At 63.7% G+C, this 25803-nt stretch carries 21 protein-coding genes; 18 read left to right on the top strand and 3 right to left on the bottom strand.

From position 1 onward, the window contains the following. Positions 1 to 3: 3 nt before the first annotated feature. A complete protein-coding gene (locus KF708_09600; GenBank protein MBX3412931.1) occupies positions 4 to 1020 on the bottom strand; it encodes a sugar phosphate isomerase/epimerase in 1017 nt (338 codons plus the stop codon). A gap of 269 nt (positions 1021 to 1289) precedes the next feature. On the opposite strand from KF708_09600, the gene KF708_09605 reads away from it, so the two are divergent. Together KF708_09605 and KF708_09610 are read left to right on the top strand one after the other, a co-directional pair. Next, the gene (locus tag KF708_09605) at positions 1290 to 2552 is read left to right on the top strand and encodes a Gfo/Idh/MocA family oxidoreductase (protein ID MBX3412932.1); all 1263 of its coding nucleotides are present in this window, start codon (positions 1290 to 1292) and stop codon (positions 2550 to 2552) included. 367 nt (positions 2553 to 2919) lie between these two features. After that, a complete protein-coding gene (locus tag KF708_09610; protein ID MBX3412933.1) occupies positions 2920 to 4320 on the top strand; it encodes an aminotransferase class III-fold pyridoxal phosphate-dependent enzyme in 1401 nt (466 codons plus the stop codon). 97 nt (positions 4321 to 4417) lie between these two features. On the opposite strand, the gene queF is transcribed toward KF708_09610, so the two are convergent. Then, positions 4418 to 4774 carry a preQ(1) synthase gene (gene queF, locus KF708_09615; GenBank protein ID MBX3412934.1) on the bottom strand — a complete coding sequence of 119 codons (357 nt, stop codon included), beginning with the start codon at positions 4772 to 4774 and terminating at the stop codon, positions 4418 to 4420. An 82-nt stretch (positions 4775 to 4856) separates the two neighbouring features. Between queF and queC the strand changes: the two genes are divergently transcribed. The 16 genes from queC (at position 4857) to tatC (ending at position 25046) form a co-directional block, all read left to right on the top strand. After that, positions 4857 to 5546 (top strand): 7-cyano-7-deazaguanine synthase QueC, encoded by a 690-nt coding sequence (gene queC, locus KF708_09620; GenBank protein ID MBX3412935.1) that lies wholly within the window; start codon positions 4857 to 4859, stop codon positions 5544 to 5546. 8 nt (positions 5547 to 5554) lie between these two features. Next, positions 5555 to 6241, top strand: coding sequence for a 7-carboxy-7-deazaguanine synthase QueE (locus tag KF708_09625; protein MBX3412936.1), 687 nt, complete (start codon positions 5555 to 5557; stop codon positions 6239 to 6241). 233 nt (positions 6242 to 6474) lie between these two features. Next, entirely contained in the window at positions 6475 to 7911 is a 1437-nt protein-coding gene (locus KF708_09630; protein ID MBX3412937.1) for an MATE family efflux transporter, read from the top strand. A 271-nt stretch (positions 7912 to 8182) separates the two neighbouring features. Beyond that, positions 8183 to 9118 (top strand): hypothetical protein, encoded by a 936-nt coding sequence (locus KF708_09635; protein MBX3412938.1) that lies wholly within the window; start codon positions 8183 to 8185, stop codon positions 9116 to 9118. Next, positions 9118 to 10791, top strand: coding sequence for a Gfo/Idh/MocA family oxidoreductase (locus KF708_09640; protein ID MBX3412939.1), 1674 nt, complete (start codon positions 9118 to 9120; stop codon positions 10789 to 10791). Before KF708_09635 ends, KF708_09640 begins: the two co-directional genes overlap by 1 nt. Positions 10792 to 11041: 250 nt before the next feature. Beyond that, the gene (locus KF708_09645) at positions 11042 to 12157 is read left to right on the top strand and encodes a hypothetical protein (protein MBX3412940.1); all 1116 of its coding nucleotides are present in this window, start codon (positions 11042 to 11044) and stop codon (positions 12155 to 12157) included. Positions 12158 to 12255: 98 nt separating this feature from the next. Beyond that, positions 12256 to 13704, top strand: coding sequence for an aldehyde dehydrogenase (locus KF708_09650; GenBank protein ID MBX3412941.1), 1449 nt, complete (start codon positions 12256 to 12258; stop codon positions 13702 to 13704). Between the two features lie 141 nt (positions 13705 to 13845). Then, entirely contained in the window at positions 13846 to 14997 is a 1152-nt protein-coding gene (locus KF708_09655) for an iron-containing alcohol dehydrogenase (protein MBX3412942.1), read from the top strand. A gap of 7 nt (positions 14998 to 15004) precedes the next feature. Further along, positions 15005 to 16390 carry a PQQ-binding-like beta-propeller repeat protein gene (locus KF708_09660; protein ID MBX3412943.1) on the top strand — a complete coding sequence of 462 codons (1386 nt, stop codon included), beginning with the start codon at positions 15005 to 15007 and terminating at the stop codon, positions 16388 to 16390. Then, entirely contained in the window at positions 16387 to 17691 is a 1305-nt protein-coding gene (locus KF708_09665; protein ID MBX3412944.1) for a coproporphyrinogen III oxidase family protein, read from the top strand. Before KF708_09660 ends, KF708_09665 begins: the two co-directional genes overlap by 4 nt. 424 nt (positions 17692 to 18115) lie before the next feature. After that, entirely contained in the window at positions 18116 to 20170 is a 2055-nt protein-coding gene (locus KF708_09670; GenBank protein ID MBX3412945.1) for a squalene--hopene cyclase, read from the top strand. Positions 20171 to 20215: 45 nt separating this feature from the next. Next, entirely contained in the window at positions 20216 to 20764 is a 549-nt protein-coding gene (locus KF708_09675; GenBank protein MBX3412946.1) for a hypothetical protein, read from the top strand. A 63-nt stretch (positions 20765 to 20827) separates the two neighbouring features. Continuing rightward, on the top strand, positions 20828 to 22168 hold the full coding sequence (locus tag KF708_09680) for a glycosyltransferase family 4 protein (protein MBX3412947.1): 1341 nt from the start codon (positions 20828 to 20830) through the stop codon (positions 22166 to 22168). Then, on the top strand, positions 22168 to 22623 hold the full coding sequence (locus KF708_09685; protein MBX3412948.1) for an acyl-CoA thioesterase: 456 nt from the start codon (positions 22168 to 22170) through the stop codon (positions 22621 to 22623). The genes KF708_09680 and KF708_09685 overlap by 1 nt, the downstream gene beginning before the upstream one ends. Before the next feature lie 14 nt (positions 22624 to 22637). Next, positions 22638 to 23315 carry an ABC transporter ATP-binding protein gene (locus tag KF708_09690; GenBank protein ID MBX3412949.1) on the top strand — a complete coding sequence of 226 codons (678 nt, stop codon included), beginning with the start codon at positions 22638 to 22640 and terminating at the stop codon, positions 23313 to 23315. Positions 23316 to 23570: 255 nt separating this feature from the next. After that, entirely contained in the window at positions 23571 to 25046 is a 1476-nt protein-coding gene (gene tatC / locus KF708_09695; GenBank protein MBX3412950.1) for a twin-arginine translocase subunit TatC, read from the top strand. Between the two features lie 213 nt (positions 25047 to 25259). Here tatC and KF708_09700 read toward each other — a convergent pair whose 3' ends face one another. Beyond that, positions 25260 to 25607 (bottom strand): P-II family nitrogen regulator, encoded by a 348-nt coding sequence (locus KF708_09700; protein MBX3412951.1) that lies wholly within the window; start codon positions 25605 to 25607, stop codon positions 25260 to 25262. Positions 25608 to 25803 lie beyond the last annotated feature (196 nt).

Raw genomic sequence — 25803 nt, forward strand, 5'->3', positions numbered from 1 at the left:
CGATTAAAACCCACGTGCGGTACGGATGTCGTTGAAGTCGCACAGATGATAATCGATGCGTGCGAAGTCGAGGACGCGGCAGAGTCCGCGTAGGGCGACGCCCATGCCGTCGGGGCCGCTGAAGCCGCCGAACTGGCCGCCCCCCTTGAGGTGCGGTTCCAAATCGAGAAACACGCCCGGGATGCCGCGGCGGCGCAGACGCTTCTCGAGCGCCGGCAGCATCTCGCGGAAGTCGCTCAGGATCAACTGGTAGGCGCTGTCCCCCTGATCGGCCGGTACGAAGTGCTTGATGGCGTCCTCGTCGACGTGCCCCAGTTTGCCGTTCGTCGGGTGCGGGTGGTGGTAGTCCTTCACGTGCATCCAGCCGATGCCCGGCTTCATCAGCAGGTATTGCTGGTAAACCTCGGCCGGACCATAGCCCTGGCAGGCGAGATTGCCCCCGTCGAACACCAGTTCCATCGCCGGATGGTTCACCTGGCGATGAATCTCGGCCAGCAGCTCGCCATTCTGACCGACCAGGTTCGCCTCGACCTCGAGGCCGAACGTCAGGTCCGAGCGATGACAGGCTTCGGCGATCTGGCCGAGCTGATCGACCACCTGCGGCAGGTGCTCGCGCGGGTTCGTGCCGCGGGGATGGTAGAACGAGAAACCGCGGATCAACTTCGTCTCGAACGCATGCGCGATCTCGCACACGCGGGACACCTCGTTGGCCAGATACTTCTTGAACGGGATGTACGCGTTCGAGGTACCATCGTCGACGTCGAGCAGCTTGACCTTGCCGATGGGGGAGCCGATCGAAGAGACGCTCAGCTCGTACTCGTCTTCGAGATGGCGGACCGTGTGGATCTCGGACTTGGTCAACTGCATCACGTTCTTGATGCCGTTGCCGGCGTCGATGAAGCGGATGCTGTAATACTCGAGCCCCAGCGCGGCCATCGCGGCAAACTGTTGGACGGCGGTCTTCTGCAGCGCGGTCTCGTCGGCGAAACCGGAAAGAATGACCCTCGGCTGGTCGCTCATGTGTCGAAATCCTTGCGTGGCGGCGAAGTTGAGTTGCTTCCTTGGCATCGAGCCGAGGCAGCGAAGGGTGCTTATTCTCGGCCTGTGACTGGCGGCGTGCAAGGGGCCGTGCGACCTGTTCACGCGATGGCCGCGCGTGAGTTCAGCCGCAGCATGGGGCATCGCGCAAGGATTCCCGCGCGCGGTGGCAATCGCCGCACTGCCTCGCTACCATTGACCCGATGCCAGACTCAAACACTGCTACGCCAGCCCCGCGACGATCGACGGCCGTGCATCAATTGCGCGCCGGCATGGTCGGCCTGGGGATGATCTTCGACGAGACCTACCGACCCTTTTTCGAGCAGACGCACCGCGCCGGTCTCTACGATCCCGCGTTCGGCCTGGTCGAGGTGCCGCTGGTGGCCGTGGCCAGCAAGACCGGGCACCGCGCGGAGGACTATCGCCGCTCGGCGGGGGACCGCATCGCGCCCTTTACAAGCGTCACCGAGCCCGCTTCGATCGGCAAGCTGCTCTCGAGCGAGGTCGATTTCGTCTGCGTGGCGACGCCCGACGACCGCCATTTTGCCGCCTCGAAGGCCGTGCTCGAGGCGGGCAAGCACCTGCTGGTCGAAAAGCCCTCGGTCCTGACGCTGGCCGAGCTGGACGAGTTGCAATCGATCGCCGAGCGAAACAACGTGCTGGCCAAGGTGGTCTATCACAAGCTGCTCGACCCCGACCACAAGAAGCTCCGCACGCTGGTGGCCGATGGACTTCTCCAGCACGTGAACAACGGTTACTGCACGTTGCTCGAGCCGAAATCGATCTCCGGCAGCCAGTTTGCCGAATGGATCGTGGGTCGCAATCCCGGCACCTACGTGGCGGTACACTACATCAAGCTGATCGATTTTACGTTTGGTGGACGCTTGAAGTCGGTCTCGTGTACCGGTCAGCGCGGCCTGGTCGGTCCGGCCGATGGCCCGACGTGGGATTCAACGCAGTTGCGCATGATCTACGCCTACGACGATGGGCGCGAGGCGGCCTTCGACATCCACACCAGTTGGGTCACGCCCGACAATTTTCCCGGCTATGTCGAGCAGGAAGTGCAGTTCCGTTTCGACAACGGGGTGTGGAACGGTCACAGCCGCAAGCGGGGCATCGAGTGTACGATCGAAGGGCGCACGCCGCACGAGATCAAGACGACGATCAACAACCACTACAACGGCCGTTTCCTCGAGCCGTGGGGCGAACGCTCGCAGCGCGGCTACGGCATCGAGGTGCTCGAACGCTTCGTCCGCGAGGTGGCGCACGTCGAATTCGGCGGCCCGGCGAGCGAGCGGCCCACTCGCTTAGCAGCGGCCCGCGAGCTGTCCTACAACGATCTGGCGTCCGACCGGCAGACAGTGGCCACGGTCGAGGCGATGGAAGCCATCCTCGCCAGTCACGTCGCGGGCAGGCCAAACGCCATCGTCGAAGTGAACCACAAGGCGGGTGGCCTCGTCCTCTTCGAGCCAGGTTCCGCCGAAGGAAAAGTTCTCTACTCCGGCCGCGTTTGACCGCGAAGGCGCGAAGGAAGAAGGGTTGGCTAATGCATTGTCAAAGCCAGAAGCTCGGGAACCTACATTCCAACCCGAAGCGTCAGCGAGGGAGCGCTATGCTCGACGTTTTTTGCAGGAATTCCCTCGCTAACGCTTCGGGTTGGGATTCAATTGCACCCGAAAATCAAGGTTTGACACAGCACTAGTCTGCACCAAGAAGCGGATCTTCCGGTCTTCCTTGTTGCTCGATTGAATTGAAGTCTAGATTCCCGCCATCGTAAACTCAGAAAACTCTATCCTTTGTCCCTTCGCGCTCTTTGCGCCTTCGCGGTAATAACACTCCTTCCGAAATCTCTCAGCGATAAGCAGAAACCGAGCAGCAAGCATGAGCAACGTCGCGGCGAATTCGGCGGTCAAGGTGATCGAGCATCCGGGCGAAGATCGGTCGAACGAGATTCGTCGTCGGCTCGCGGCGGCCGAGCCCGCGAGCTTGCGAACCTTCACGCCCAGCCTGGCGGTCCTCGCCCGCAGCGCCGGCTGTTATCACTGGACGCCCGAGGGACGCAAGCTGGCCGATTTCACCTCGGGCGTGCTGGTGACGAACCTGGGGCACAATCCGACTCGCTGGTGGCGGCGCGTGCTCGATTATCTCGGTTCGACAAGCGCCCCGACCGATGGCGAGTTCTTCCAGGCCGTCACGCTCAGTGCCTACAACGCCTTGACCGAGCTCGAGGTGCAGGCCTCCGAGCGATTGCTCGCGAATTTGAAGAGCCAGCCGGGCGGCGCTCGCTGCGAACAGGTTATGTGGGCCGCCAGCGGGAGCGAGGCGATTCAAAAAGCCCTCTGGGCCGCGCTCGATCGCCGGCCGGGGCAGGATCGCATGCTCGCCACCCGGGCAGGCTTTCACGGCAAGAAGGGGCTGGCCGGCGCGGTGACCGGAACCGAGAACGATCCCGATCGCGATCCCCGCGTGCGGTTCATCAGCTTTCCCACGACCGATTGCGGCAGCGTCGCGCGGCGCAAGAAGCCGCTCGATCTGGCGCCGTACGAGGCAGAGTTGAACGCGGCGCACGCGGAACTGGGGGATCGGATCTGCGCTTTGATTACCGAGCCCTATCTCGGCGGCGGCGGCTCCTATCACCCGCAGAAGGAATACATCCAACTCCTCGCACGCTTTTGCCGGCAGCACGACATCATCTTCATCCTCGACGAAGTGCAGGCCAACTTCGGCCGCACCGGCTCGATGTTCGCCTTCACGGAATATGGCGTCGAGCCCGATGTTGTCGTGTTGGGCAAGGGGCTGGGCAATGGCGTGCCGGTGAGCGCCGCCGTCGGCCGCGCCGACCTCTTCGCCAACATGCACTACGGTGAAGCCTCGGACACGTGGAGCGCCAATCCGCTCGCCTCGGCGGCGGTGTTGGCCACGCTCGACGAGTTCGAATCGACCGGCGTGCTCGCGCACCTGCGCGAGTTGTCGCGCGTGATCGAAACGGGACTCTGCCGTCTCGAAGAACTCGACGCCGTCGAGGCCGTGCGCGGCGAAGGGGTCGTCTGGGGCGTCGAGTGCGCCGGCGTGGGGAGCCGATCCGCCAACGAAGTGGCGCTGGCTTGCGTCGAGGCCTGCTACCGGGGCGACGCCACCGGGCGGGCGATCCACCTGCTCGGCCCCCTGGCAGGCAAGGTGCTACGCGTGAGCCCGCCCTTGGTGATGGATCTCGACGAGGCGCGACTCTATCTCGATGTGATGTACGACATCATCTCGGACGTCGGCCGCAGGCTCGCCTAGCTACCTTCGGCCGACATCCAATCCAGGGCAAGTGACACAGGCCGGCGGCCTGTGCCACTTGTCTTCCTGGTAGAGTCGGCCGGACCCGTGTGCGGACTTACCTCGCCGCCTCGTGCGTCGCGGTAATGGTGGTCGAAATGCCACCGCGCGGGGTAAAGGCCGCCACCAGCTTCATCCGCCGCGGGCTGATGGCCGCCACCAGATCATCGAGGATGCGATTCGTGGCGTGCTCGTAGAAGATGCCCTCGTTGCGGAATTGCTGCAGGTACATCTTCAAGCTCTTCAGCTCGACGCACTTCGCCGCCGGTGAATACGTGATCGTCAGCGTGCCGAAGTCAGGCTGCCCCGTCTTGGGGCAAACCGAAGTGAACTCGGGGCAGACGATCTCGATCGTGTAGTCACGCTGCGGGTATTGATTCTCGAACGTTTCGAGTAGGGCTCGGAATTCGGCCATCGCAAGGGCTCCTTTCGGCGAAAAACCGATTCTGGCATGATGGCCTGTAGTTCACCAGCCCCAACGCGATCGGGTCCGAATCATGGCACGTCCCGCGGTCGTTTTACTCTCCGGCGGACTCGATTCCGCCACCACCGCGGCCATGGCGCGGGCCGAGGGATTTGAACTGACAGCCCTCACGGTCGAATACGGTCAACGCCACCATTGCGAAGTGGCCGCCGCCGAGCGTGTGGCCCAGACGCTCGGCGTGCGCCGCCACGTGGTCGAGCGAGTGGACCTCTCCGGCATGGGGGGCAGTGCCCTCTTATCGACAGCGGACGTCCCCAAAGGACGCAGCGCCGACGACATGGAGCATGGTATCCCGGTAACTTATGTTCCGGCGCGCAATACGGTGCTGCTGGCACTCGCCCTGGGCCTGGCCGAGGTAACCGGCGCGGCCGATCTTTTCGTGGGAGTCAACGCGGTCGATTACAGTGGATATCCCGACTGCCGTCCCGAGTTCATCGCGGCCTTCGAACGGCTCGCGAACCTGGCAACCAAGGCCGGCGTCGAAGGAACGTTGGAGTTCAAGGTTCATGCCCCCCTCATCCGCCTGACCAAGGCCGAGATCATTCGGCGCGGCACGGCGCTGGGGCTCGACTACGGACTCACGCACAGTTGCTACGATCCCACGCCCGCGGGCTTGAGCTGCGGGCAGTGCGATTCGTGCCTGATTCGCCGACGAGGTTTCGCCGACGCGGGACTCGTCGATCCCCTGCCCTACGCGAATTGAAGCGCCCCGTGAAGATTGCCGAGATCTATGCCTCCGTGCAGGGCGAAGGGTTCCTGACCGGAACGCCGAGCATCTTCGTGCGCACGAGCGGCTGCAATCTGCGCTGCACGTTTTGCGACACGCCCTACACCTCGTGGACGCCCGAGGGGGAAGAGCTTTCGCTGGACGACATCCTGGCCCGTGTCGAACCGCTGACCGAGCAGCACGCGGTCATCACGGGGGGGGAGCCGATGCTTTACGCCGAGTTGGTTTCTCTGGCAGCCGAATTGCGCCGGCGCGGCAAGCACATCACAATCGAGACGGCGGGCACGCTCGACTTGCCGATCGAGTGCGACCTGATGTCGATCAGTCCAAAACTCTCGAACTCGACCCCCACCGCCGAGCGCGACGCACGCTGGCACGTTCGCCACGAGCACTCGCGGCACGTGCCCGAGGTGATTCGCCGCCTGACGCGCGACTATGCCTACCAGTTGAAATTCGTGATCGATCGGCCGGAAGATTGCGACGAGGTGGAGCGGTATCTCGAGGAGTTTCCCGCGGTCGATCGTCGCCGCGTGCTGCTCATGCCGCAGGGAGTCGACCTGCCCCAACTGCACGCACGCCAGCTATGGCTAGAGCCCTATGCCGAACGGCACGGCTACACCTACTGCCCCCGGCGCCACATCGAGTGGTACGGCTTCGTGCGGGGGAAGTAGAAAGGCACATGTCTCTATGAGGGCCCATCGCAACCCGAAACGTGAGCGAGGCAAACGCTGTAAGTTGGAATAGCGGGGCGTACATCTGCCCACTGACCACTGACCCAAAGCGAACCCCTTGGACCGATTCTGTGTCGCATGGCATCATGGGGAATCTTCGTGTGCGTCTTGCGTGGGAACATGCCGCGCCCGCACGGATCGCAAGCGGGTAAGTCGCGGACCAGGACGGTGGTATGAGTACCTATCTACGCAGTTGGTGGCGTGCCGAGGGTGGGGGGCGCGAGGTGGTGGTGCTGGCGCTGCCGCTGGTGATCTCCACCTCTTCGTGGACGTTGATGCTGTTCATCGATCGGGTGTTCCTCAGTTGGTACAACCCCGATGCGCTGGCGGCCTCGATGCCCTCGTCGATGCTGGCCTTCACGCTGACCTGCTTCTTTCTCGGGATCGCCTCGTATGTGAACACCTTCGTCGCGCAGTATTTCGGCGCGGGGCATGCGGAGCGGATCGGCGTCTCGGTCTGGCAAGGCATTCTCGTCGGCGCGGCGACGTTTCCACTCATTGCGCTGCTCGTGCCATTCGCACCGCAGATCTTCGCGCTGGTGGGCCACGAGACCGCTATCCAGCGGATGGAAGTCTCCTTCTTTTCGATCGTGCTCTGGGGCATGGGGGCGAGCGTCATGTCGGCTGCCCTCTCGGGCTTCTTCACCGGACGAGGACGCACGCGCACGGTGATGGTCGTCGACATCGTCATGGCACTCATCAATATCGTGCTGGACTATATCTTCATCTTCGGCAGGTTCGGCTTTCCCGAGATGGGCATCGCCGGCGCGGCCATTGCCACGACGATCGCCTATTGGTTTCAGTTCACCGCCTTCGGCCTGCTGTTTCTCTTGCCGGCGAATCGGCGCGAATTCGGTACCTGGAGCGGTGCCCGTTTCGATCGTGAGCTGTTCGGCCGGTTACTGAAGTTCGGTTTTCCGAGCGGCTTCCAGATGTTGATCGACGTGATCGCCTTCACCTTCTTCATCATGCTGGTGGGACGCTTGGGGCATCTCGAGTTGATCGTGGCGAACGTGGCTTTCAACATCAATATGCTGGCCTTCGTGCCCATGCTTGGTGCAGGGATTGCCGTGACGACGCTCGTGGGCCAGCGCCTGGGAGAGAATCGTCCCGATTTGGCCGCCCGTTCCGCCTGGTCGGCAGCCGCATTATCGACCGGCTATATGGCGACCATCAGCATGGTTTACCTGCTCGCACCCGAGGGACTGCTCTATCTGCACGGGGCGAGCATGGATCCCGATGAGTTCACTCGACTAACGGAAATCGCCAAGGTGCTCTTGCGCTTCGTGGCCCTCTACTGCATGTTCGATACCCTGGCGGTCATCTTCATGGGGGCGCTCAAAGGGGCGGGCGACACGCGGTTCATTCTCTACGTCTCGACCGTACTGGCAGTGTCGATGAGCATCGCTTCGTACATCGGCATCGAAGTCCTGGGGCTGGGGCTCTTCGGCGCCTGGTCGATCATCACCGTGGCCATCATGAGCGTGGGCATCGTCTATACGGCCCGCTTCATCCAGGGCAAGTGGCGCTCGATGCGGGTGATCGAGTCCGAGTACACGCACGGGGTCTTGCCCGAGACCGTCGCCGAGGCCGCCCCAGTCGAGGTCTGATCGGCCAGCCAGCTTGCTCTTCTGATGTCGCGATGGTGCCGGCTATACCGATGCCGGCAGGGGGAAGCGGCGGCCAGCGACCCGCCTGGGAGTGGTTCGCGCAAACCCTGGCAGTGTCTGTCACGTAGGGCTAGAATGAGCCGGAGAGGGGGCGGCTGCGTGCTTTGGGGAAGCGTGTGGCCGATTGGCCTTGTGAGGCTTCCTGCCTGCCCCTTGCTCGCCGCTGGCGACCCACTCCTGATTCGTTCCTCGATCGCATTTCGCCCTGACGATGGGGCGGGAGGCCACCCTGACAGCCCGTCCTTACAAAATCGGCAGCGCCGCCATCGTGATGCTGGTCGTGCTGCGCATCTGCATTGGCTGGCATTTCCTTTACGAGGGAGTGTGGAAATACACGCATCCCGACTTCTCGTCGGCCAGCTTTTTGAAACAAGCCAAGGGGCCCCTTGCCGAGCAGTATTATGCCCTCGTGCCCGACGTGAACGGCCAGGCCAAGCTCGACCGCGAGCTCGTGCTGGCCGATCTCGACGCTCGGCAGGCCGAGATTGTCGCCTTCTACTCGTTCGATGATGGCCAGCAGAAAGCGGCCGCCCGCATCGCGAACCTGCGCAAGGCGCAGGTGGCCGACTGGTTCAATGCGAACAAAGAGCCGCTGCAAAAGCATGCCGATAGCTGGGAACGATTAAACCAGACCAAGGCCACCGCGGCGGCCCAGGATATCCCCTATCAGCAAAAGCGGGCTTGGGACAAACAGACCGAGCTGCGGGCCGAGGCCGATGGCTGGGGCAAGCAGATCGGGGCGATCTTCCACGGACTCGACGATGATCTGGTTGACTTGGCCTCGGTGGAGCAGCTCAAGCGTGGCGCGCCCCAGTCGATCGCCAACCCGATGGCCGGCATGGACAAGTTCATGACCTACAGCATTCTCGCCATCGGGTTCTGCCTGGTGGTGGGGCTGTTTACCCGGGCAGCCGCCATTGGTGGTGCGGTCTTCCTGCTGACGATCGTGCTGGCTCAGCCCGCCTGGCCCACGATCTATCCGCCGGCGCCCGCTCCGGTGGGGCATGCCATGATCATCAACAAAGAATTCATCGAAATGGTCGCGCTCGTGCTCTTGGCCTGCACCGCCGTGGGACAATGGGGTGGGCTCGACTTCTTCATCCATCAACTGTTCGTACGGCCGTTCTTCGGCAAGCGAGGTGCCTGATGCAATTGACACCTGAAGAAAGAGAAGTCGGCAAGTCGAACTTCTACAATGTTATCGGCGACGAGCTCACGCGACGCGAGTTCCTCGAACGCAGCATTGCGGCGGGCATGGTCTCCGGGGCAGGGTTGGGCGCGTTCTACTTCGGCTACCAGGCCATCAACGATCCGGTGCGCATCGGCATCATCGGCACGGGGGATGAAGGGGGCGTGCTGATCGGCGCCCTGACGCCCGATTACGTGCAGTGCGTGGCCATCGCCGATATTCGCCCCTACAACGTCCACCGTGCGTTCCACGGCGATACGTCGAGCGACGCCATCAAGGCGATTCGCACCGGACTGATGACCAAGTACGGCTGGTCGACCGAGGATGAAGCGCGCAAGAACGTCAAGGTCTATCAGGACTACAAGGATCTGCTCGCCGATCCGCAGATCGAGGGGGTGATCATCGCCCTCCCCTTGCACCTGCACGCCCCCGTCGCCATCGAGGCCATGAAGGCGGGCAAGCATGTGCTGACCGAAAAGCTCATGGGGCACAGCGTTCACGAGTGCAAGGAGATGAGCCGCACGGCGGCGGCCACCGACAAGCTGCTCGCCACCGGACACCAGCGCCATTACAGCATCCTGTATGACAATGCCGTGCAGACGATTCGTCTCGGTCTGCTGGGGGACCTGCACTTCATCCGCGCCCAGTGGCACCGTGGCAATCTGCCGGGCCGCGATAGCTGGTCGCCGCCGATGATCGCTGAGTTGGAAAAGGATCTCGCCGCTTTCGAAAAACGGCTGGCTGGCGCGAAGAGTGGCGAAGACTACGACGCCGTCCGCGCTCGCAAGCAGCAAATCGAGTTGCAACTGCTCGATCGCGCGATTGCCCCCGAGGCCTCGAAGTACGGCTACGAAGACACCACCCTGTCGAGCGGCTATCAGCGTTCAGCCTTCGAGGAACTGCTGCGCTGGCGTCTCTGGAACCGCACCGGTGGGGGGCTGATGGCCGAGTTGGGCAGCCACCAGCTCGACGCGGCGAGCATCTTCATCAGCGCCATGCGCGAAGATGGCAAGAAGGTGATGCCGCTCAATGTCTCGGCCGTGGGGGGGCGCTACATCTTCCCGCACGACCGCGATTCGGAAGACCACGTCTATTGCACGTACGAGTTCCCCGCGCCGCAGTACGACGAGAAAGATCCCGAGCGATTGAACAAGCGGGTCGTGGTCACCTACTCGTCGATCAACGGCAACGGCTTCGGCGGTTATGGCGAGGTCGTGATGGGGACCAAGGGGACCCTGATTCTCGAACGCGAGCAGGAGGCCCTGCTGTTCCAGGATTCGAACACGTCGACGAACATCAAGGTTGCCAAAGGCAAGGACGGCCCGAAGCTCGACACGACGCAGAGCGGGCCGCCGGCGGGCGCCTCGGCCGGCAAGAAGGCGCTCGATGGCCCGATCAGCCGCGGCTACACCGAGGAGATCGAGCATTGGGCCTGGTGCATCCGCAACCGCGCGCCCGAAAATCAGCCCAAGTGCCATCCCAAGGTGGCCCTGGCCGATGCGGTGATCGCGCTCACGTCGAACATCGCCATCCGCGAACGCCGCCCGGTGGAGTTCAAGGAGGAGTGGTTCGACATCAACTCGGACGAAACGCCGGAAGGCGTCAAGCCGAGCGTGCCGGTGCCCGCCTAGCCACTCTGTCCGCGATTGGCGTCCTCTGCTATTGGATGATCGACGGATTCTCGAACGCTATCCTGGCGAAGAGGTCCATCCCCATTACTCGGCGGCATTCCAGTTCGCGCAACTCGTGCGCACTGGGGCTTCTCGTGTCAACGGTTTTGCCGTGGAACTCTCGGCCTCTGGTTGGTTGTCGTGGGAGGCCGGGTCGGGTATTTTCGACGGTTGAGACAATTCTCAACTGCCCGCCCCGCCTGGAGTTCCCATGAGTGTGAGTAACGCGACCTTGCCGGCCGATTTGCAGGCCAAGGTTCGTGCGGCCCGCGAGAAGCTCGACGCCGAGACGTACGAGATCGTGCAGTGGCACTTTCACCCCTCGACCGGCTGCCCCTTCTGGCTCGAAAAGGCCAAGAGCCTCAAGTTCGATCCGCTGAAGGAGGTCAAGTCGTTCGACGATCTGAAGAAGTTCGATCTGTTCGAGGACGAGTGGCTGCGTGGCGGTCCGGTGCGGCGCTGGGTGCCCCAGGCGTTCGCCGATCGGCCGATCTACGTCTTCGAAACGGGGGGCACCACGGGCGTGCCGAAGTCGCGGGTGGCGGTCGATGATTTCCGCACCGACTACGAACTGTTCAGCGCGACGCTCCCCGACGAGCATTTTCCCAAGGGGGCGAACTGGCTGATGCTCGGCCCCTCGGGTCCCCGCCGTTTGCGGCTGGCGGTGGAACATCTGGCCCAGTTCCGCGGCGGTATCTGCTTCTGCGTGGATCTCGATCCGCGCTGGGTCATCAAGCTCATCAAGAAGGGCTGGATGGAACACCTCGAGGCGTACAAGGAACACGTCATCGATCAGGCGATCACGATTCTGGGCGCCGGGCACGATATTCGCTGCATGTTCACCACGCCCAAGCTGCTCGAATCGCTCGCCATGGCGCTCGAGAAACGTGGCTCGAGCATCAAAGAGAGTGGCATCACCGGCATCTTCTCGGGGGGCACCGAGTTCACCCCGCAGTGGACGCGCTTCGCCACGGAGGAACTGCTCGACGGCGTCTACATGACCCCGACGTACGGCAACACGCTGATGGGACTGGCCTGCTCGAAGCCGGTCACGGCGGCCGACGGATTCAAGATTTCTTACTATGCCCCGCAGCCACGCGCCGTGGTCGAGGTGGTCGATTTCGACGATGCCACGCGCACCGTGGGCTACGGCGAAACGGGGCGCGTGAAGTTGACCACCCTGACCAAGGAATTCTTCGTGCCGGGCTTCCTCGAGCGCGACGAGGGGGAACGCGAGTTGCCGTACGAGAAGTACCCCTGGGACGGCGTGAGCGGCGTCCGGCCGTTCCATGTACTGGCCGAGGCAACCACCGTCGGCGTGTATTAAAGAAACAAAGCAGCCTAAATCTGGAATTCAAAATGGCACAGGCCGCCGGCCTGTGCCACTTGCGGGCCGAAAACCACGACATGAGTGGGAGTACCACGGTGCTGAATATCCCCGTCATTCGTTGGGGAAAACCCTACGAGTCGCTCGAGAACGACACGGTCAACCACTTCCTCACCGGCGAGCCGATCGCCAAAGTGGGGCAAGCCAACGGTGGGCTCGTGCAGCGCGATATGCGCAAGGCGCAACAGGCGCGCGACGCCTTGCGTCAGTTCCGCTGCGAAGAACTGATCGAACGCATGAAGAAGGCGGCCGATCTGTATCTCAACGGCACGCTGCCACTGGGCGATGGCCAGCAAAGCCCGCAGGAGTTCGCGCGGCAACAATCGGCCAGCACCGGGTTGCCCGAGCACATGTGCGCCGCGAACATGCAGAAGAATCATTTCGTGCTGTCGAACATGGATCGCATGCTCGACGCCCTGACGCGAGGACTCGACCTGTCGATCCTGACGCGCGGTTACGGAGTCGAGCAGCGTGGCGTCGTGGTGAGCTATCAGGCGCAGGCGCCGGTCCTCGGGTTAGTGCTGCCGTCGAATTCGCCCGGCGTGCATACGCTGTGGCTGCCCGTGATCCCGATGCAGGTTGGCCTGGTGCTCAAGCCGGGACCGCAAGAGCCGTGGACCCCCTACCGCATGTTCGCCGCGTTCACCGAGGCGGGCATTCCGGCTGAGGCGATCTCGATCTATCCCGGCGGCGCCGACGTCGGCGCCGCCGTGCTCGCCAGTTGCACGCGGTCGATGATCTTCGGCGGCACCGCCACGGTCGATCGTTACAAGGGCGACCCCCGCGTGCAGGTACACGGTCCCGGCTTCAGCAAGATCTTGATTGGCGAAGACGTGGTCGATCGCTGGGAAGAGTTCATCGACCTGATGGCCGACAGCGTCTATCTGAACAGCGGACGCGGCTGCATCAATTGCTCGAGCATCTGGGCTCCGCGCCACGCGAAGGAGATCGCCGCGGCGCTGGCCAAGCGGATCGGCCCGGTCGAGGCGTTGCCCCCCGAAGACCCAAAGGCCGGCCTCGCAGCATTTACCATTCCCGGAGCCGGTCCGGCCATCTGGAAGGCGATCGAGGCCGATCTGCGCGAAGAGGGGGTCGAGCACATGACCGCTCCCTACGGCGAACGGCTCGTCGAGCGCGAACGAGCCTCCTACCTGCGTCCCACGGTGGCATACGCCAAGAGTCCCTCGGCGGCGATCGTGTCGAAGGAATACATGTTCCCCTTCGTCACCGTGGTCGAGTGCCCGCAGGACAAGATGCTCGAGTCGATTGGCCCCACGCTCGTCGGCACGGCGATTACCGAAGATCCGGCCTTCGCGCAAGCACTGACCGACGCCACGCACATCGATCGCTTGAACATCGGGCCGATTCCGACGATCAAGCTCGATTGGCTCCAGCCGCACGAAGGCAACATTGTCGAATTCCTGTTTCGCGCCCGTGCGTACCAGGTGCCGCCGAAGAAGGTCGAGGCCCTCGTCGCGGCGAAGTAGAGAACGTCGTCGATTATCGGAAATCACCTAGAATAGTGGCACAGGCTGCCAGCCTGTGCGAGCCTATAAGTTGACGCTCCGCTACGAACTGCGCGATCCCGCCCGCACTCCCCTGCCCCGCTCCATCCCCCGGCACGTCGCATGATCCCGTTCGACTTCGAGCTCCGTACGCGGATCGTCTTCGGACCCGCGCGCGTCGATTCGTTGGGAGATCTCGCTCGCGAATTGGGCGCCACTCGGGTGCTGCTCGTCACCGATCCCGGCATCATGGCGGCCGGACATGCCCCGCGTGGCATCGATGCGTTGCGCAGGGCGGGCCTCGACGTGCAGGTGTTCGACCAGGTGGTCGAGAATCCGACGACCGACACGGTGGATGTGGCCACCGCTGTCGCACGGGCATATCGGCCCGATCTGATCGTTGGCCTGGGGGGGGGCAGCTCGATGGATACCGCCAAGGGGACGAACTTCCTTTATTCCTGCGGCGGCCGCATGCAGGACTATTGGGGCGTCGGCAAGGCCACCGGGCCGATGTTGCCGATGATCGCCGTGCCGACGACGGCCGGCACGGGGAGCGAGTCGCAATCGTTCGCCCTCATCTCCGATGCCACGACCCACGTCAAAATGGCCTGTGGCGACCGCCGGGCAACGTGTCGCGTGGCGATTCTCGATCCGACGCTCACCGTCACGCAACCGCCGCGCGTGACCGCCGACACGGGCATCGACGCGCTTTCGCACGCGCTCGAAACGTACGTCACGCGCCGGCGCACGCCCATTTCGCAGGCCCTCAGCCGCGAGGCGTGGTTATTGCTCGAAGCCAACTTTGTCCGCGTGCTTGATGAACCGGACAATCTCGACGCCCGCGGCGCCATGCAATGGGGGGCCTGCCTGGCGGGGCTGGCGATCGAGAACTCGATGCTCGGCGCGGCGCACGCGCTGGCGAATCCGTTGACGGCGCGGCATGGCGTCGTCCACGGTCAGGCCGTGGCCCTCATGTTGCCGCACGTGATTCGCTTCAACGCGGCGGTCGTGCAGGATTCGTACCGCGAGTTGCTCGAGTGTACTCCCGCGACCAACGGCGCCCCGTTGCCGCGTCAGGGAGCCGATGGGTTGGCCGAGTTCGTCACGCGACTGGCCTCGCAAGCCGAGATTCCCACGCGACTTTCCGACTGGGGTATCCCGGCCGAAGAGCTTCCCGAGTTGGCCGCCGATGCCGCTCGGCAGTGGACCGGCCAATTCAATCCGCGTACGGTAGATGAAGCGAACCTGCTGGAACTTTACCGCGCCGCCTACTGAGATCCTCATGTGCCGCCATCGCCCAACCGCCGCCCGGCTGACCGTGTGGTTGTGCCTTGCGCTGGGGTTCGTCGGTTGCGCGCAGCAGGAACACCCGGCCCCGGCGAAGTCGGGCCCGAGCGCCGCGCCAGCGGCCGACACCGTGGCGCCCCCCCCCGGCAACGCGCCCGTCAGGCCGGTTCCTGCGGCGGACGTCCCGCCCGAATCCGCCCCTCCCGAGAACCCGGACGCCGCAGCCGATCCGTTGCCAGCGACCGGCGAAGCACTCGTCGCCGCTGCCGGCGCGAAGCCCTCGGCGAACGCGGAAGCTGACGATGGGGCCGCGCCCGCCACGGCATGGCCTTTGTTCCGCGGCGATAGTCGCTCGACGGGCGTCTCGTCGGACGATCTGTCGGGCGATCTCGAGTTGCTCTGGAAACTTGAGATCCCGGACGCCTCGTTCGAGGCGACGGCGACGATTGTCGATGGCGTGGTTTACGTCGGTTCGCTCGATGGCCACCTCTACGCGTTCGATCTCGCCACGGGCGAGGAAAAGTGGCGCTTTCCCACCGAGCTAGGCTTTTACGCGGCTGCTTCGTATCGCGAGGGACGCCTTTACGTCGGAGACGCGGATGGCGCGTTCTACTGCGTGAACGCCGCCGATGGCAGCAAGTTGTGGATGGTGCAGGCGCGGGCCGAAATCGACGGGGCCGCCAACTTTCACGCCGACCATGTGTTGTTCGGCTCGCAAGACGCCACGCTCTATTGCCTCGACGCCGTCACCGGCGCCGAGATCTGGAAGCATACGATCGACGACCAGATTCGCTGCTCGCCAACGATCATCGACGACCGCGCGTTTGTCGCCGGTTGCGATGGCCATCTGCACGTCATCGACCTGACCACCGGCCAGGCGGTGTCGAAGGTTCCGATCGACGCGCAGACAGGCTGCACGCCGGCCGCCAGCGGCGATCGGGTCTATTTTGGCACCGAGGGGGGCATGTTCTTCTGCATCGATTGGCGCAAGGGCGAAGTCGTGTGGAAGTATCACGACGCGGGGCATAGTTTGCCGATTCGTTCGTCGGCGGCGCTGGCGGATGACATCGTCGTGGTCGGCAGCCGCGACAAACGCGTACACGCCTTCGACCCGCAGCGCGGCGAGCCGAAGTGGAAGTTCGCTTCCAAGGGACGCATCGATGGTTCGCCGGTGATTGCCGGCCAGCGAGCCTATATCGGCAGCGCCGATGGACGCATTTACGGCCTCGATTTGAAGTCGGGCGAGGTGACCTGGGAGTACGAAGCCGGGGGCGGATTCATTGCCTCGCCAGCCATCGCTCAAGGCAAGCTCGTCATCGGCAACGACGACGGCGTGCTGTTCTGCTTTGGCAAGCGGGCGCCAGGAGAAAAGACTCCATGACGACCGAAGCGACCAAAACCGAAGTCGGCAGCTACTTCATTTCGAACTACCCCCCCTTTTCGCAGTGGAAGACGGAAGAGGTGGGCGAGGTCCGCCGCACGCTCGATTCCCCCCCGGCTGACGTGCCGCTGGGGCTGTACCTGCACATTCCGTTCTGCCGCAAACGCTGCAAGTTCTGCTATTTTCGGGTCTATACGGACAAGAACTCGCAAGACGTCGAACGTTACGTCTCGGCCCTGTCGCGCGAGATCGAGCTCGTGAGCCGGTTGGCGATCATGGGCCAGCGCCCCTTCCGCTTCGTCTATTTCGGCGGCGGCACCCCCTCGTTTCTCAGCGCCAGGCAATTGACGAGCCTCGTCGATCGTCTGCGGGCCAATATTCGCTGGGATCACGCTGAAGAGGTCACCTTCGAGTGCGAGCCGGGCACGCTCTCGCTCCCCAAGTTGCAAACGCTGCGCGAACTGGGCGTCACGCGGCTGAGCCTCGGCGTCGAGAACTTCAACGATAAAGTACTCGAGGAAAACGGTCGCGCGCATCTTTCGAGCGAAATCCACAAGGCCTGGGATTGGATCCGCTCGGTCGATTTTCCCAATACGAACATCGACCTCATCTCGGGCATGGTGGGCGAAACGACCGCCTCCTGGCAGGAAACCATTCGCCGCACGATCGAGTTTCTCCCCGACAGCGTGACCATCTACCAGATGGAGCTCCCCTTCAACACGGTCTACTCGCGCGACATGCTCACCGCCGGGGCGCAGAGTCCCGTGGCCGATTGGCCGATGAAGCGCGAGTGGCTCAACTACGCCTACGACGAGTTGATGGCCGCTGGCTATTCGATCTCGAGCGCCTACACCCTGGTGCGCGACAAGAGCCGCGTGAACTTCAGCTATCGCGACAATCTCTGGCGCGGCTCCGATCTGCTTGCCACCGGCGTGGCCAGCTTTGGGCATGCCTCGGGCGTACACTATCAGAATCTGGCCGAGTGGGGGCAGTACCTCGGCGAGCTCGAAGCGGGACGCTTGCCCTTGTGGCGCGGCATGCGGCCCACGCGGCACCAACTGCTCGTCCGCGAGTTGATCCTGCAGTTGAAGACCGGCCGCCTCGACGCCGGTTACTTCCGCCGCAAGTTCGGCGTCGAGATTCTCGAAGAGTGGTCCGACGTGTGGCAGCAGTACGTCGAAGAGGGGATCGTCACGATCGAGGGAGATGCGATCACACTGACCCGGGCCGGCCTATTGCGCGTCGACGGTCTGCTGCCGGCCTTCTTCGAGCCGGAGCATCAGGGAGTGCGATATACGTAGCAAATTGGATTTGAAGTGGGAATCTGCGGGGCACGCAGTGGCACCTACTTCTGACCTTCTACTTCCTCAGCATGGGCCGAACCAGTGCCCCCTCTGAGATTGTCCAACTAACCGTGTGGATTGCACTTGCGACTTTGCCGTCCGCATCGGCTCGGCCGTAGCGAGCGACTTTGACGCGCCGGTCGGACAGCCCAGCGGACCAATTCTTGTCCCAGCCGCTCGACAGTTTGCCAGGGCGTGCCTAGACTAAATGCGGTTCATGGCTCGCGCGCCTAGCCGCGCTGCGAACGAGCCACCACACTCACGTCACGGTCCGCCACGAGGCGTGGACCCTGCGAGGCGAAGCGAACTTCGACTCGGGTCCGCCGGCCGACCGCACGTCGTCGCTTTTCCGCGAGCTTCGATGGTCGAATTTCAGCGTTTGATGCGGGCCTTCGAGCAGGCGCGTCGCGATTTGCTCGAGGCCTGTGACCCTTCCGGGCATTGGACCGGAGAGCTGTCCAGTTCCGCGCTCGCCACCGCCACCGCCGTCAGCGCCCTGGCCCTGGTCGAGCGGCACGGCGAGACCGATGCTCGCAGTGGCTGCTTCGCCAACGAGGCGCTCGAAGCCCGCTACAGCGAGTTGATCGTCGCCGGTTTGCGTTGGCTCATTGCCCACCAGAATGCCGATGGTGGCTGGGGCGACACCGATCGCAGCCGTTCGAACCTGGCCACCACGATGCTGGTGCGGGCCGCGTTCCATCTGACGGGTGTCCCCTCGAAGCACACCGATGCCCTGGCGCGCGCCGCCGAATATGTCAAGCGCGCCGGCGGTGTCGCCGCGCTCAAGAAACAGGCCGGCCGCGACAAGGCCTTCCTGGTGCCGATCCTGACGAACTGCGCCTTGGCGGGGCTGTTGCCCTGGCGCGAGGTCCCCTCTCTCCCCTTTGAATTGACCTGTCTGCCGCCGTGGGCCTCGCGCTTCGCGCAGCGTTCGGTGACGAGCTATGCCGTGCCGGCGCTGGTGGCCACGGGACAGGCACGCTTCTTCTTCGAGAAGCCGCGCAATCCCATCGCCCGCGCCGTGCGACGTGCCGCGATCGAGAAGAGTTTGGCGCAGATCGAACGAATGCAGGCCGCCAACGGCAGCTTTTTGGAAGGCACCCCGCTGACGAGCTTCGTGGTGATGAGCCTGGCGGCGATGCATCGGGCCTGTCATCCCGTCGTTCACCGCGGCGTCGAGTTTCTGCTGGCGACGGTGCGACCGGACGGATCGTGGCCGATCGAGCCGAATCTTTCGACCTGGACCACGTCACTATCGCTTTCGGCCCTGGCCGCTGGCGGCGAAGATCTGCAGCAACACGAGTGCCTCGATTGGCTCCTGGCTTGCCAACAGCACGACGTGCATCCCGTGACTGGCGCGGCGGCAGGAGGCTGGGGGTGGAACGATCGTCCCGGCGCGGTTCCCGATGCCGATGATACGCCCGCTGCACTTCTCGCGCTCGAACGCTGGATTGCTCCCGGCGGTTGTCCCGACGAGGCTCGTATTGGAGCAGCGGCATTGCAGGGCGTCGATTGGTTGCTCGCTCTACAGCAGGCCGACGGTGGTTTTCCCGTCTTTGCGCGAGGCTGGAGCCGATTGCCCGCCGATCGCAGCGGCGCCGATATCACGGCCCACACGGTGCGGGCGCTGGCCGCCTGGCAGCACCGTCTCGATTTGCCCTCGGAGAATCAGAGCGCGCCGGCGGTGGGACGTCTGGCGAATGGCACGACGAATGGTCGCTACGAGCTCACCTCGCGCGTGGGGTATGCTCCCGCGCATTCCCCATCGCGCACCAAGCCTGCCAATGTGGGTGTCAATGGCGTGAGTACGGCCCGTGAGGCCCGCGTCCGGCTGAGCATTCAACGCGGCATGGCGTTTCTGGCGACCAATCAGCGCGAGGATGGCAGTTGGTTGCCATTGTGGTATGGCAACCAGGATGAGGCCGGCGAGGCGAATCCCTACTACGGTACGGCTCGCGTGCTGTTGGCCTATCGCGACCTGCAACGGTGGACCGACAAGGCGGCCGAGCGCGGCATCGCGTGGCTCGTGTCGCACCAGAACGCCGATGGCGGCTGGGGTGGTTCCATCGAGACCACCGGCAACGGCAAGCCGCGGCGTCGTTCGAGCGTGGAAGAAACGGCCGCCGTCGTCGAAGCATTGCTCGCCGCGCCGAGTACCGCGGCCACGATAGCCGCACTCGAGCGCGGCCTCGAGTGGCTTACCGCGGCAGTCGAAGGCGGGCAGCACTTGAACGGCTCGCCGATCGGTCACTTTTTTGCTAAACTCTGGTACTACGAGAAGCTTTATCCCCGCATTTTTGTCGTGTCGGCCTTGGGACGAGCGGTCAGTCAGCACGAAACGCCGGCCGAACCGCGTCCCACGATGTCCGTATCCTCACCCGCCCTGCTCGAAAAAGCTCACGCCCGTGAGAACGTCGTGCGCCCTGTCGCACGTTGAGGCCCGGTGCTCGCCAGAGCGCCTCGGAATAGAGCCCGGAGGGGGATCTTGAATCCCGCCCAGCCCCTCACGCCCGATCTCGATACGCTCGTCGGTCTGTTTTTCAACCGGCCCGAGCAACTGGGCTCGTTTGCCGAAATCTCGTCCGACGAGATGCCTTCGGTCTATCGCACGTTGCTCGACCACGAGCATCACATGACCGTTACGGTCGAGGTGCATCACGGCTGTCACGTTCAGGTGCGGGTACTCGAGTTGCAGCAGACCCCCACTCATTACGCCCGCAAGATCTTACTCGTCCGCGAGACCGATCGGCGGGTCGTGCAGTTTGGCATCATGCGGATCAGGCTCAATTGCCTCGGTCCGGCCGTTCGCCAGGCGGTCGAGAGCCAGCAGATGCCGTTGGGGCGGATTTTGATCGAGCACGGCGTGTTGCGGGCCGTGCGTTTATCGTCGCTGTTGCGCGTCGGTGCCGGCGAGGAGTTGTGCCGCCATTTCGGCATGTCGCCCGACGAAGTGACCTACGGTCGCACGGCGATGATCGATGTCGATGGTGAACCGGCGATCGAACTGCTCGAGATCGTCTCGCCCGAGTAGGCAGATTACAATCGGGCGAAGCGGCCAAGGGGGGCCGCTGGGTATCCACGTGCGGAACGGTCGATGCGCATCGTTTATCTTGCTGCCGGCGCCGCCAACATGTTCTGCGGCAGTTGTTTGCACGACAACACGCTGGCGGCGGCCTTGCGCCTCCGTGGCGCCGACGTGCTGCTGGTGCCGACCTACACGCCCCTTCGCACCGACGAAGAAAACGTCAGCGAACCGCGCGTCTTCTACGGCGGCATCAACGTCTATCTGCAGCAGAAGTCCGCCCTGTTCCGCCACACGCCCTGGTTTCTCGATCGCTGGCTCGATTCGCCCGGGCTGATCAAGTGGCTCACGTCGCGCGCCGCGAGCACCAAACCGCAGGAACTGGGCGATCTGACCGTCTCCATGCTCCGCGGCGAGGAAGGACGCCAGCGCAAGGAGCTCGACAAGCTCATCGACTGGCTGCGCCACCAGGTGCGTCCCGATGTGATTCATCTCTCGAATTCGATGCTCGTGGGCATGGCTCGCGAGCTGCAATCGCAGTTGGGCGTACCCGTGGCGTGTACGCTGTCGGGCGAGGACATCTTTCTCGAGCAATTGATCGAGCCCCACTACACCGAGGCCCGGCAGGTGTTGCGCGAACGAGTGCGCGACGTCGCCGCCTTCGTTGCGCTCAATCGCTACTTCGCCGATTTCATGGCCGACTATGCCGATATTCCGCGCGAGCGGATCCACGTGATTCCGCACGGGCTGAAGCTCGACGGGCATGGGACGCGCGCCGCGCGCGAAGAGGGGGCCGTCCGCACGATCGGCTATCTGGCGCGTATCTGTCCGGAAAAGGGCCTGCACCTGCTCGTCGAGGCGTTTCACCGCTTGTGCGACGATGCCACCTTGCCCCCCGTGCGTTTGCGGGTAGCGGGCTACTTGGGCGAGGGAGACCGCGCCTACCTGGCGGCCCTCCAGGCACGCATCGCCGAGCTAGGGTTGGCCGATCGCTTCGAGTACGTGGGCGAAGTCGATCGGCGCGGCAAGATCGAGTTTCTGCAATCGCTCGATGTGATGAGCGTGCCCACGGTCTATCGCGAGAGCAAGGGGCTGTCGATTCTCGAGGCCCTGGCGAACGCGGTGCCCGTCGTCTTGCCGGCGCATGGGACATTTCCCGAACTGGTGGCCGACACGCAAGGAGGCCTGTTGCATCAACCGCTCGACCCTGGTTCGCTGGCGGAGCAGTTGGCGATCTATGTGCGCGATCGCGTCCGGGCCACGCGCGATGGGCTGGCTGGCCAGGCGGCCGTGCGCGAACGCTACAACGACGATGTCATGGCGGCGCGCACCCTGGAATTCTATCGTCTGGTGGTCGCGGGGAGCGCCGGATCACCCTCTCGCACCTCACAGACAGCCGCGGAGACACGTTGATGGCAGACACCTATCGCAGCAAACGCCTGGTGGAGTGGCACGACACCGATGCCGCCCAGATCGCGCACTTCACGGCGTTCTTCCGCTACATGGAGGAAGTCGAGCACGAGTATCTCCGCTCGCTGGGGTTGAGCGTGCTGATGCACGACGCCGAGGGGCCGATGAGCTGGCCTCGTGTTTCGGTCGATTGCCGCTATATCGGCGCCGTGCGGTTCGAAGACGAAATCGACATCTTGCTCGAAGTGGTTCGATTGGGAAGCAAGAGCGTGACGTATCGCTTTGGATTCACGCACGCCGGGCGCCCCGTGGCGGAAGGCTCGCTCACGTCGGTCTGCTGCCGTATCCTGCCCGACGGCACCCCGCGCGGTATTGCCATTCCCGAGGCCATCGCCGCCAAATTCGGCGTGCCGCGCGCGGACGAACGAGGGGCTGCGGCGCGGGCGCCCAGCGAGTAGATTATCGCCACGCCATGCCGCAGCTCATCGTCGAACATGTCGCCAAAGAGTATCCCACGCGGGCCGAGCCGCTCGTCGTGCTGCGCGATGCCTCGTTTTCGCTCGGCACGGGCGAAAGCCTGGCGATTCTGGGTCCTAGCGGCTCGGGCAAGAGCACGCTGCTGCACATCCTGGGGACGCTCGAGCGGCCGACTGCCGGACAAGTCCGGCTCGACGACGAGGACCCTTTCACGCTCGACGAGCCCCGCCTGGCGCACTTTCGCAATCGACGGGTCGGCTTCGTGTTTCAAGACCATCACCTGCTGCCGCAGTGCAACGTGCTCGAGAATGTGCTCGTGCCGACGCTGGCCGAAGGGGGCGCCGCTCCGGAGGATGTGCAGCGGGCCGAGTCCCTCCTCGAACGCGTCGGGTTGGCCACGCGGCGCGAGCATCGCCCGGCCGAGCTTTCCGGGGGAGAACGCCAGCGCGTGGCGATCGCTCGGGCGTTGTTGCGCCGCCCTGCCCTGTTGCTGGCGGATGAGCCGACGGGAAATCTCGACCGACGGACGGCGGCCACGGTGGGGCAGTTGCTCCTCGACGTGGCACGCGACGAACAGACGCTCACGGTGATCGTGACGCACAGCCAGGAACTGGCCGAACGCATTTCCCGGCGATTGGAGCTCAACGATGGCCGGCTCGAGACGCTGGCGTAGCCTCGCGCTGCCGGGCCGGGCTCCCAGGGGGATGAGAAGCGACGTTTTGCCCGAGAAACCGCGACATTGCGGGCGGTTCGGCTCCTGATATACTGGTGCCTAGACAGAGTAGCTGTCTGTCATTTCGCTCCGCGGCAGCGATGAGCACCGCTCGCGGGGCCCGCCTAGCTGGTCACGCCGCATGCAGGAAGTGTTCGCGGCGTCGGCGCCGGCCTTCCCCATTCGTTTCCGCCGCGCGTATAGGCGTACCTGGCTATGGCTCGCAAGTACGACGAAGATCTCTTTCAAGAGACGACGATGACCTTCGGGGAGCACCTCGAAGAGTTGCGCATCTGTCTCTTTCGGGCGCTGATCGGATTGGTGATCGGCTTCGGTATTGGGCTGTGGTATGGCGACCGCGTGGTGGCCTTTATCCAGACGCCACTCGAGCATGCCCTGCAGCAGTATTACAAGCAAATCCAGCGCGACGACGCGGTCAGCGAGATCGGCACGCGCGCCGCGGAATACAAGCAACCGGGGGACGTACCGGTCGGTAGTTGGACCGAGGCGGACGTCGAGCAACTCGTCACGAACGAGAATCTGATTTTTGACGAGTTCTATATCGAGCCCCGCGAGGTCATGGGGGCCCTGCGCGATGCTTATCCGCAGGTCATGGGGGGTATCGAGATTCCCCGCAATCGGCCGGGGCATCCGCTGAGCATCACGGGTCCCGTCGGGATCTCCTCTGCCGACCTGCTCAAGCCGGTCGAGCTGGCCAGGGCGATCGTGGCCGGCGGTGGCAGCTCGCAGCCGGGGCCCGGTCATCGCGTGTGGGAGTTGTTCGACGAGCGCGGTCGCGCGCTGGTCGAATCGATCGCCAAGAGCGGCAAAGTGAGCGACGAGGAGCGAGACACGCTGGCCAGGTCGTTGACCAGAGTTCTCGCGCAGCACGGATTCTTCGTGCCCGAGCAGTTTGCCGGCGTGAAGCTGATGCCGGAGGCAAAATTGCTCGTGGCCCGGTTCGATGTCCTCAAGCCGCTCGACGTGCAGCGACTAAACCGCCTGGTGTTTGAAGAATCATTTGGCGGCAATGCGACCGACGCGGCCCAAATGCTTGTGGCGCCCAGCTATCCCGACCTGATCCGTCTCCACCTGTGGCGCTCGATCGAAGACGATCCTCGCCTGCGGGCCAGCAGCTTCAATCCGCAGGAGGCCTTCGTCATCTACATCAAGGCGGCGCTGGTGACGGGCATCGTGATCTCGAGCCCCTGGGTCTTCTATCAACTCTGGCTCTTCGTGGCGGCCGGCCTTTACCCGCACGAGAAGAAATACGTTCATGTCTTTCTGCCCTTCAGCCTGGGGTTATTCCTGGCCGGAGCGGCGCTCGCGTTCTTCGCCGTGTTTCAGCCGGTGCTCGAGTTCCTGTTCAGCTTCAACCGCAGCCTGGGCATCGATCCCGAGCCGCGCATCAGCGAGTGGATGTCGTTCGTGCTGATGTTGCCACTGGGGTTCGGCATCAGCTTCCAACTGCCGCTGGTGATGCTGTTTCTCGAGCGGATCGGCATCTTCTCCGTGCGTGCCTATCTCGAGAAATGGCGCATCGCGGTGCTGGTGATCTTCGTGCTGTCGGCCATTCTGACGCCGGCCGATCCTTACAGCATGCTGCTGATGGCGATTCCGCTGACGTTCCTCTACTTCGGCGGCATCCTGGTCTGCTACTGGTTCCCGCGCAGTACGCCACAGGAATCGTAGAGTTGCCCGTCGAAGCGAATCAAATCGGCGAAATCTGTGGCGAAATCCTTGGGGGATACAAAAACGACACCGCCGAGCGGGCAAGTGTGCGTTCCGCTCGGCGATGTCGAGTCATCCTGACTTTCGCCCGGGCGAGAGTCACCGGGAGTCACCTTCCTTGGGTAGTTTTCGACAATCTATCGCGGCGCGATCGAGACCGCGATTCTTGTTTTGCTAGATGGCCTCCGATCCCCGTTCGCCGGTGCGGATACGGATGCAGTCGTCGAGCGGCAGGACGAAGATCTTGCCGTCGCCGATCTCTCCCTTTTCCCCCGAGCGGCCTCCCTTGATGATCGCGTCGATCGTCGGCTCGACGAAGTTATCGTTCACGGCGATCTGCAACTGCACCTTGCGCAGCAGATTGACGGTGAACTCGTGGCCGCGATAGACCTCGGTGTGCCCCTTCTGCCGGCCAAATCCCTGCACGTCCATCACCGTGAGGCGAAACACCTCGACCTCGGTGAGCGCGGCCTTCACGGCTTCGAGCCGGGCCGGCTGGATAATGGCGATGATCAACTTCATTTGCGCGGACTCCTCGGGGACAACATCATCTGATGGTAGCCGCCTGCCACTGCGAACTCAACCGCAGGACGCTACCAGCGAACTCCGTTCTCCGCGAGGCAACAGATCAGACGAATCGACTCACACGAATTCAAGGAACGACGAACGCATCGCGCCCGAAGCGTGAGCGAGGGGCTTCGGAGCGAACGTTGTGCGC

This window comes from Pirellulales bacterium, assembly GCA_019636335.1.
GTDB lineage: Bacteria > Planctomycetota > Planctomycetia > Pirellulales > JAEUIK01 > JAHBXR01.

Excerpts from the sequence above, each read along its gene's own strand:
- KF708_09690 (MBX3412949.1), top strand. The coding sequence starts at position 22,638 with ATGCCGCAGCTCATCGTCGAACATGTCGCCAAAGAGTATCCCACGCGG.
- KF708_09665 (MBX3412944.1), top strand. The coding sequence starts at position 16,387 with ATGACGACCGAAGCGACCAAAACCGAAGTCGGCAGCTACTTCATTTCG.
- KF708_09640 (MBX3412939.1), top strand. The coding sequence starts at position 9,118 with ATGCAATTGACACCTGAAGAAAGAGAAGTCGGCAAGTCGAACTTCTAC.
- KF708_09630 (MBX3412937.1), top strand. The coding sequence starts at position 6,475 with ATGAGTACCTATCTACGCAGTTGGTGGCGTGCCGAGGGTGGGGGGCGC.
- KF708_09600 (MBX3412931.1), bottom strand. The coding sequence starts at position 1,020 with ATGAGCGACCAGCCGAGGGTCATTCTTTCCGGTTTCGCCGACGAGACC.
- tatC (MBX3412950.1), top strand. The coding sequence starts at position 23,571 with ATGGCTCGCAAGTACGACGAAGATCTCTTTCAAGAGACGACGATGACC.
- KF708_09660 (MBX3412943.1), top strand. The coding sequence starts at position 15,005 with ATGTGCCGCCATCGCCCAACCGCCGCCCGGCTGACCGTGTGGTTGTGC.
- queF (MBX3412934.1), bottom strand. The coding sequence starts at position 4,774 with ATGGCCGAATTCCGAGCCCTACTCGAAACGTTCGAGAATCAATACCCG.
- KF708_09645 (MBX3412940.1), top strand. The coding sequence starts at position 11,042 with ATGAGTGTGAGTAACGCGACCTTGCCGGCCGATTTGCAGGCCAAGGTT.
- KF708_09685 (MBX3412948.1), top strand. The coding sequence starts at position 22,168 with ATGGCAGACACCTATCGCAGCAAACGCCTGGTGGAGTGGCACGACACC.
- KF708_09655 (MBX3412942.1), top strand. The coding sequence starts at position 13,846 with ATGATCCCGTTCGACTTCGAGCTCCGTACGCGGATCGTCTTCGGACCC.
- KF708_09610 (MBX3412933.1), top strand. The coding sequence starts at position 2,920 with ATGAGCAACGTCGCGGCGAATTCGGCGGTCAAGGTGATCGAGCATCCG.
- KF708_09635 (MBX3412938.1), top strand. The coding sequence starts at position 8,183 with ATGGGGCGGGAGGCCACCCTGACAGCCCGTCCTTACAAAATCGGCAGC.
- queC (MBX3412935.1), top strand. The coding sequence starts at position 4,857 with ATGGCACGTCCCGCGGTCGTTTTACTCTCCGGCGGACTCGATTCCGCC.
- KF708_09680 (MBX3412947.1), top strand. The coding sequence starts at position 20,828 with ATGCGCATCGTTTATCTTGCTGCCGGCGCCGCCAACATGTTCTGCGGC.
- KF708_09670 (MBX3412945.1), top strand. The coding sequence starts at position 18,116 with ATGCGGGCCTTCGAGCAGGCGCGTCGCGATTTGCTCGAGGCCTGTGAC.
- KF708_09700 (MBX3412951.1), bottom strand. The coding sequence starts at position 25,607 with ATGAAGTTGATCATCGCCATTATCCAGCCGGCCCGGCTCGAAGCCGTG.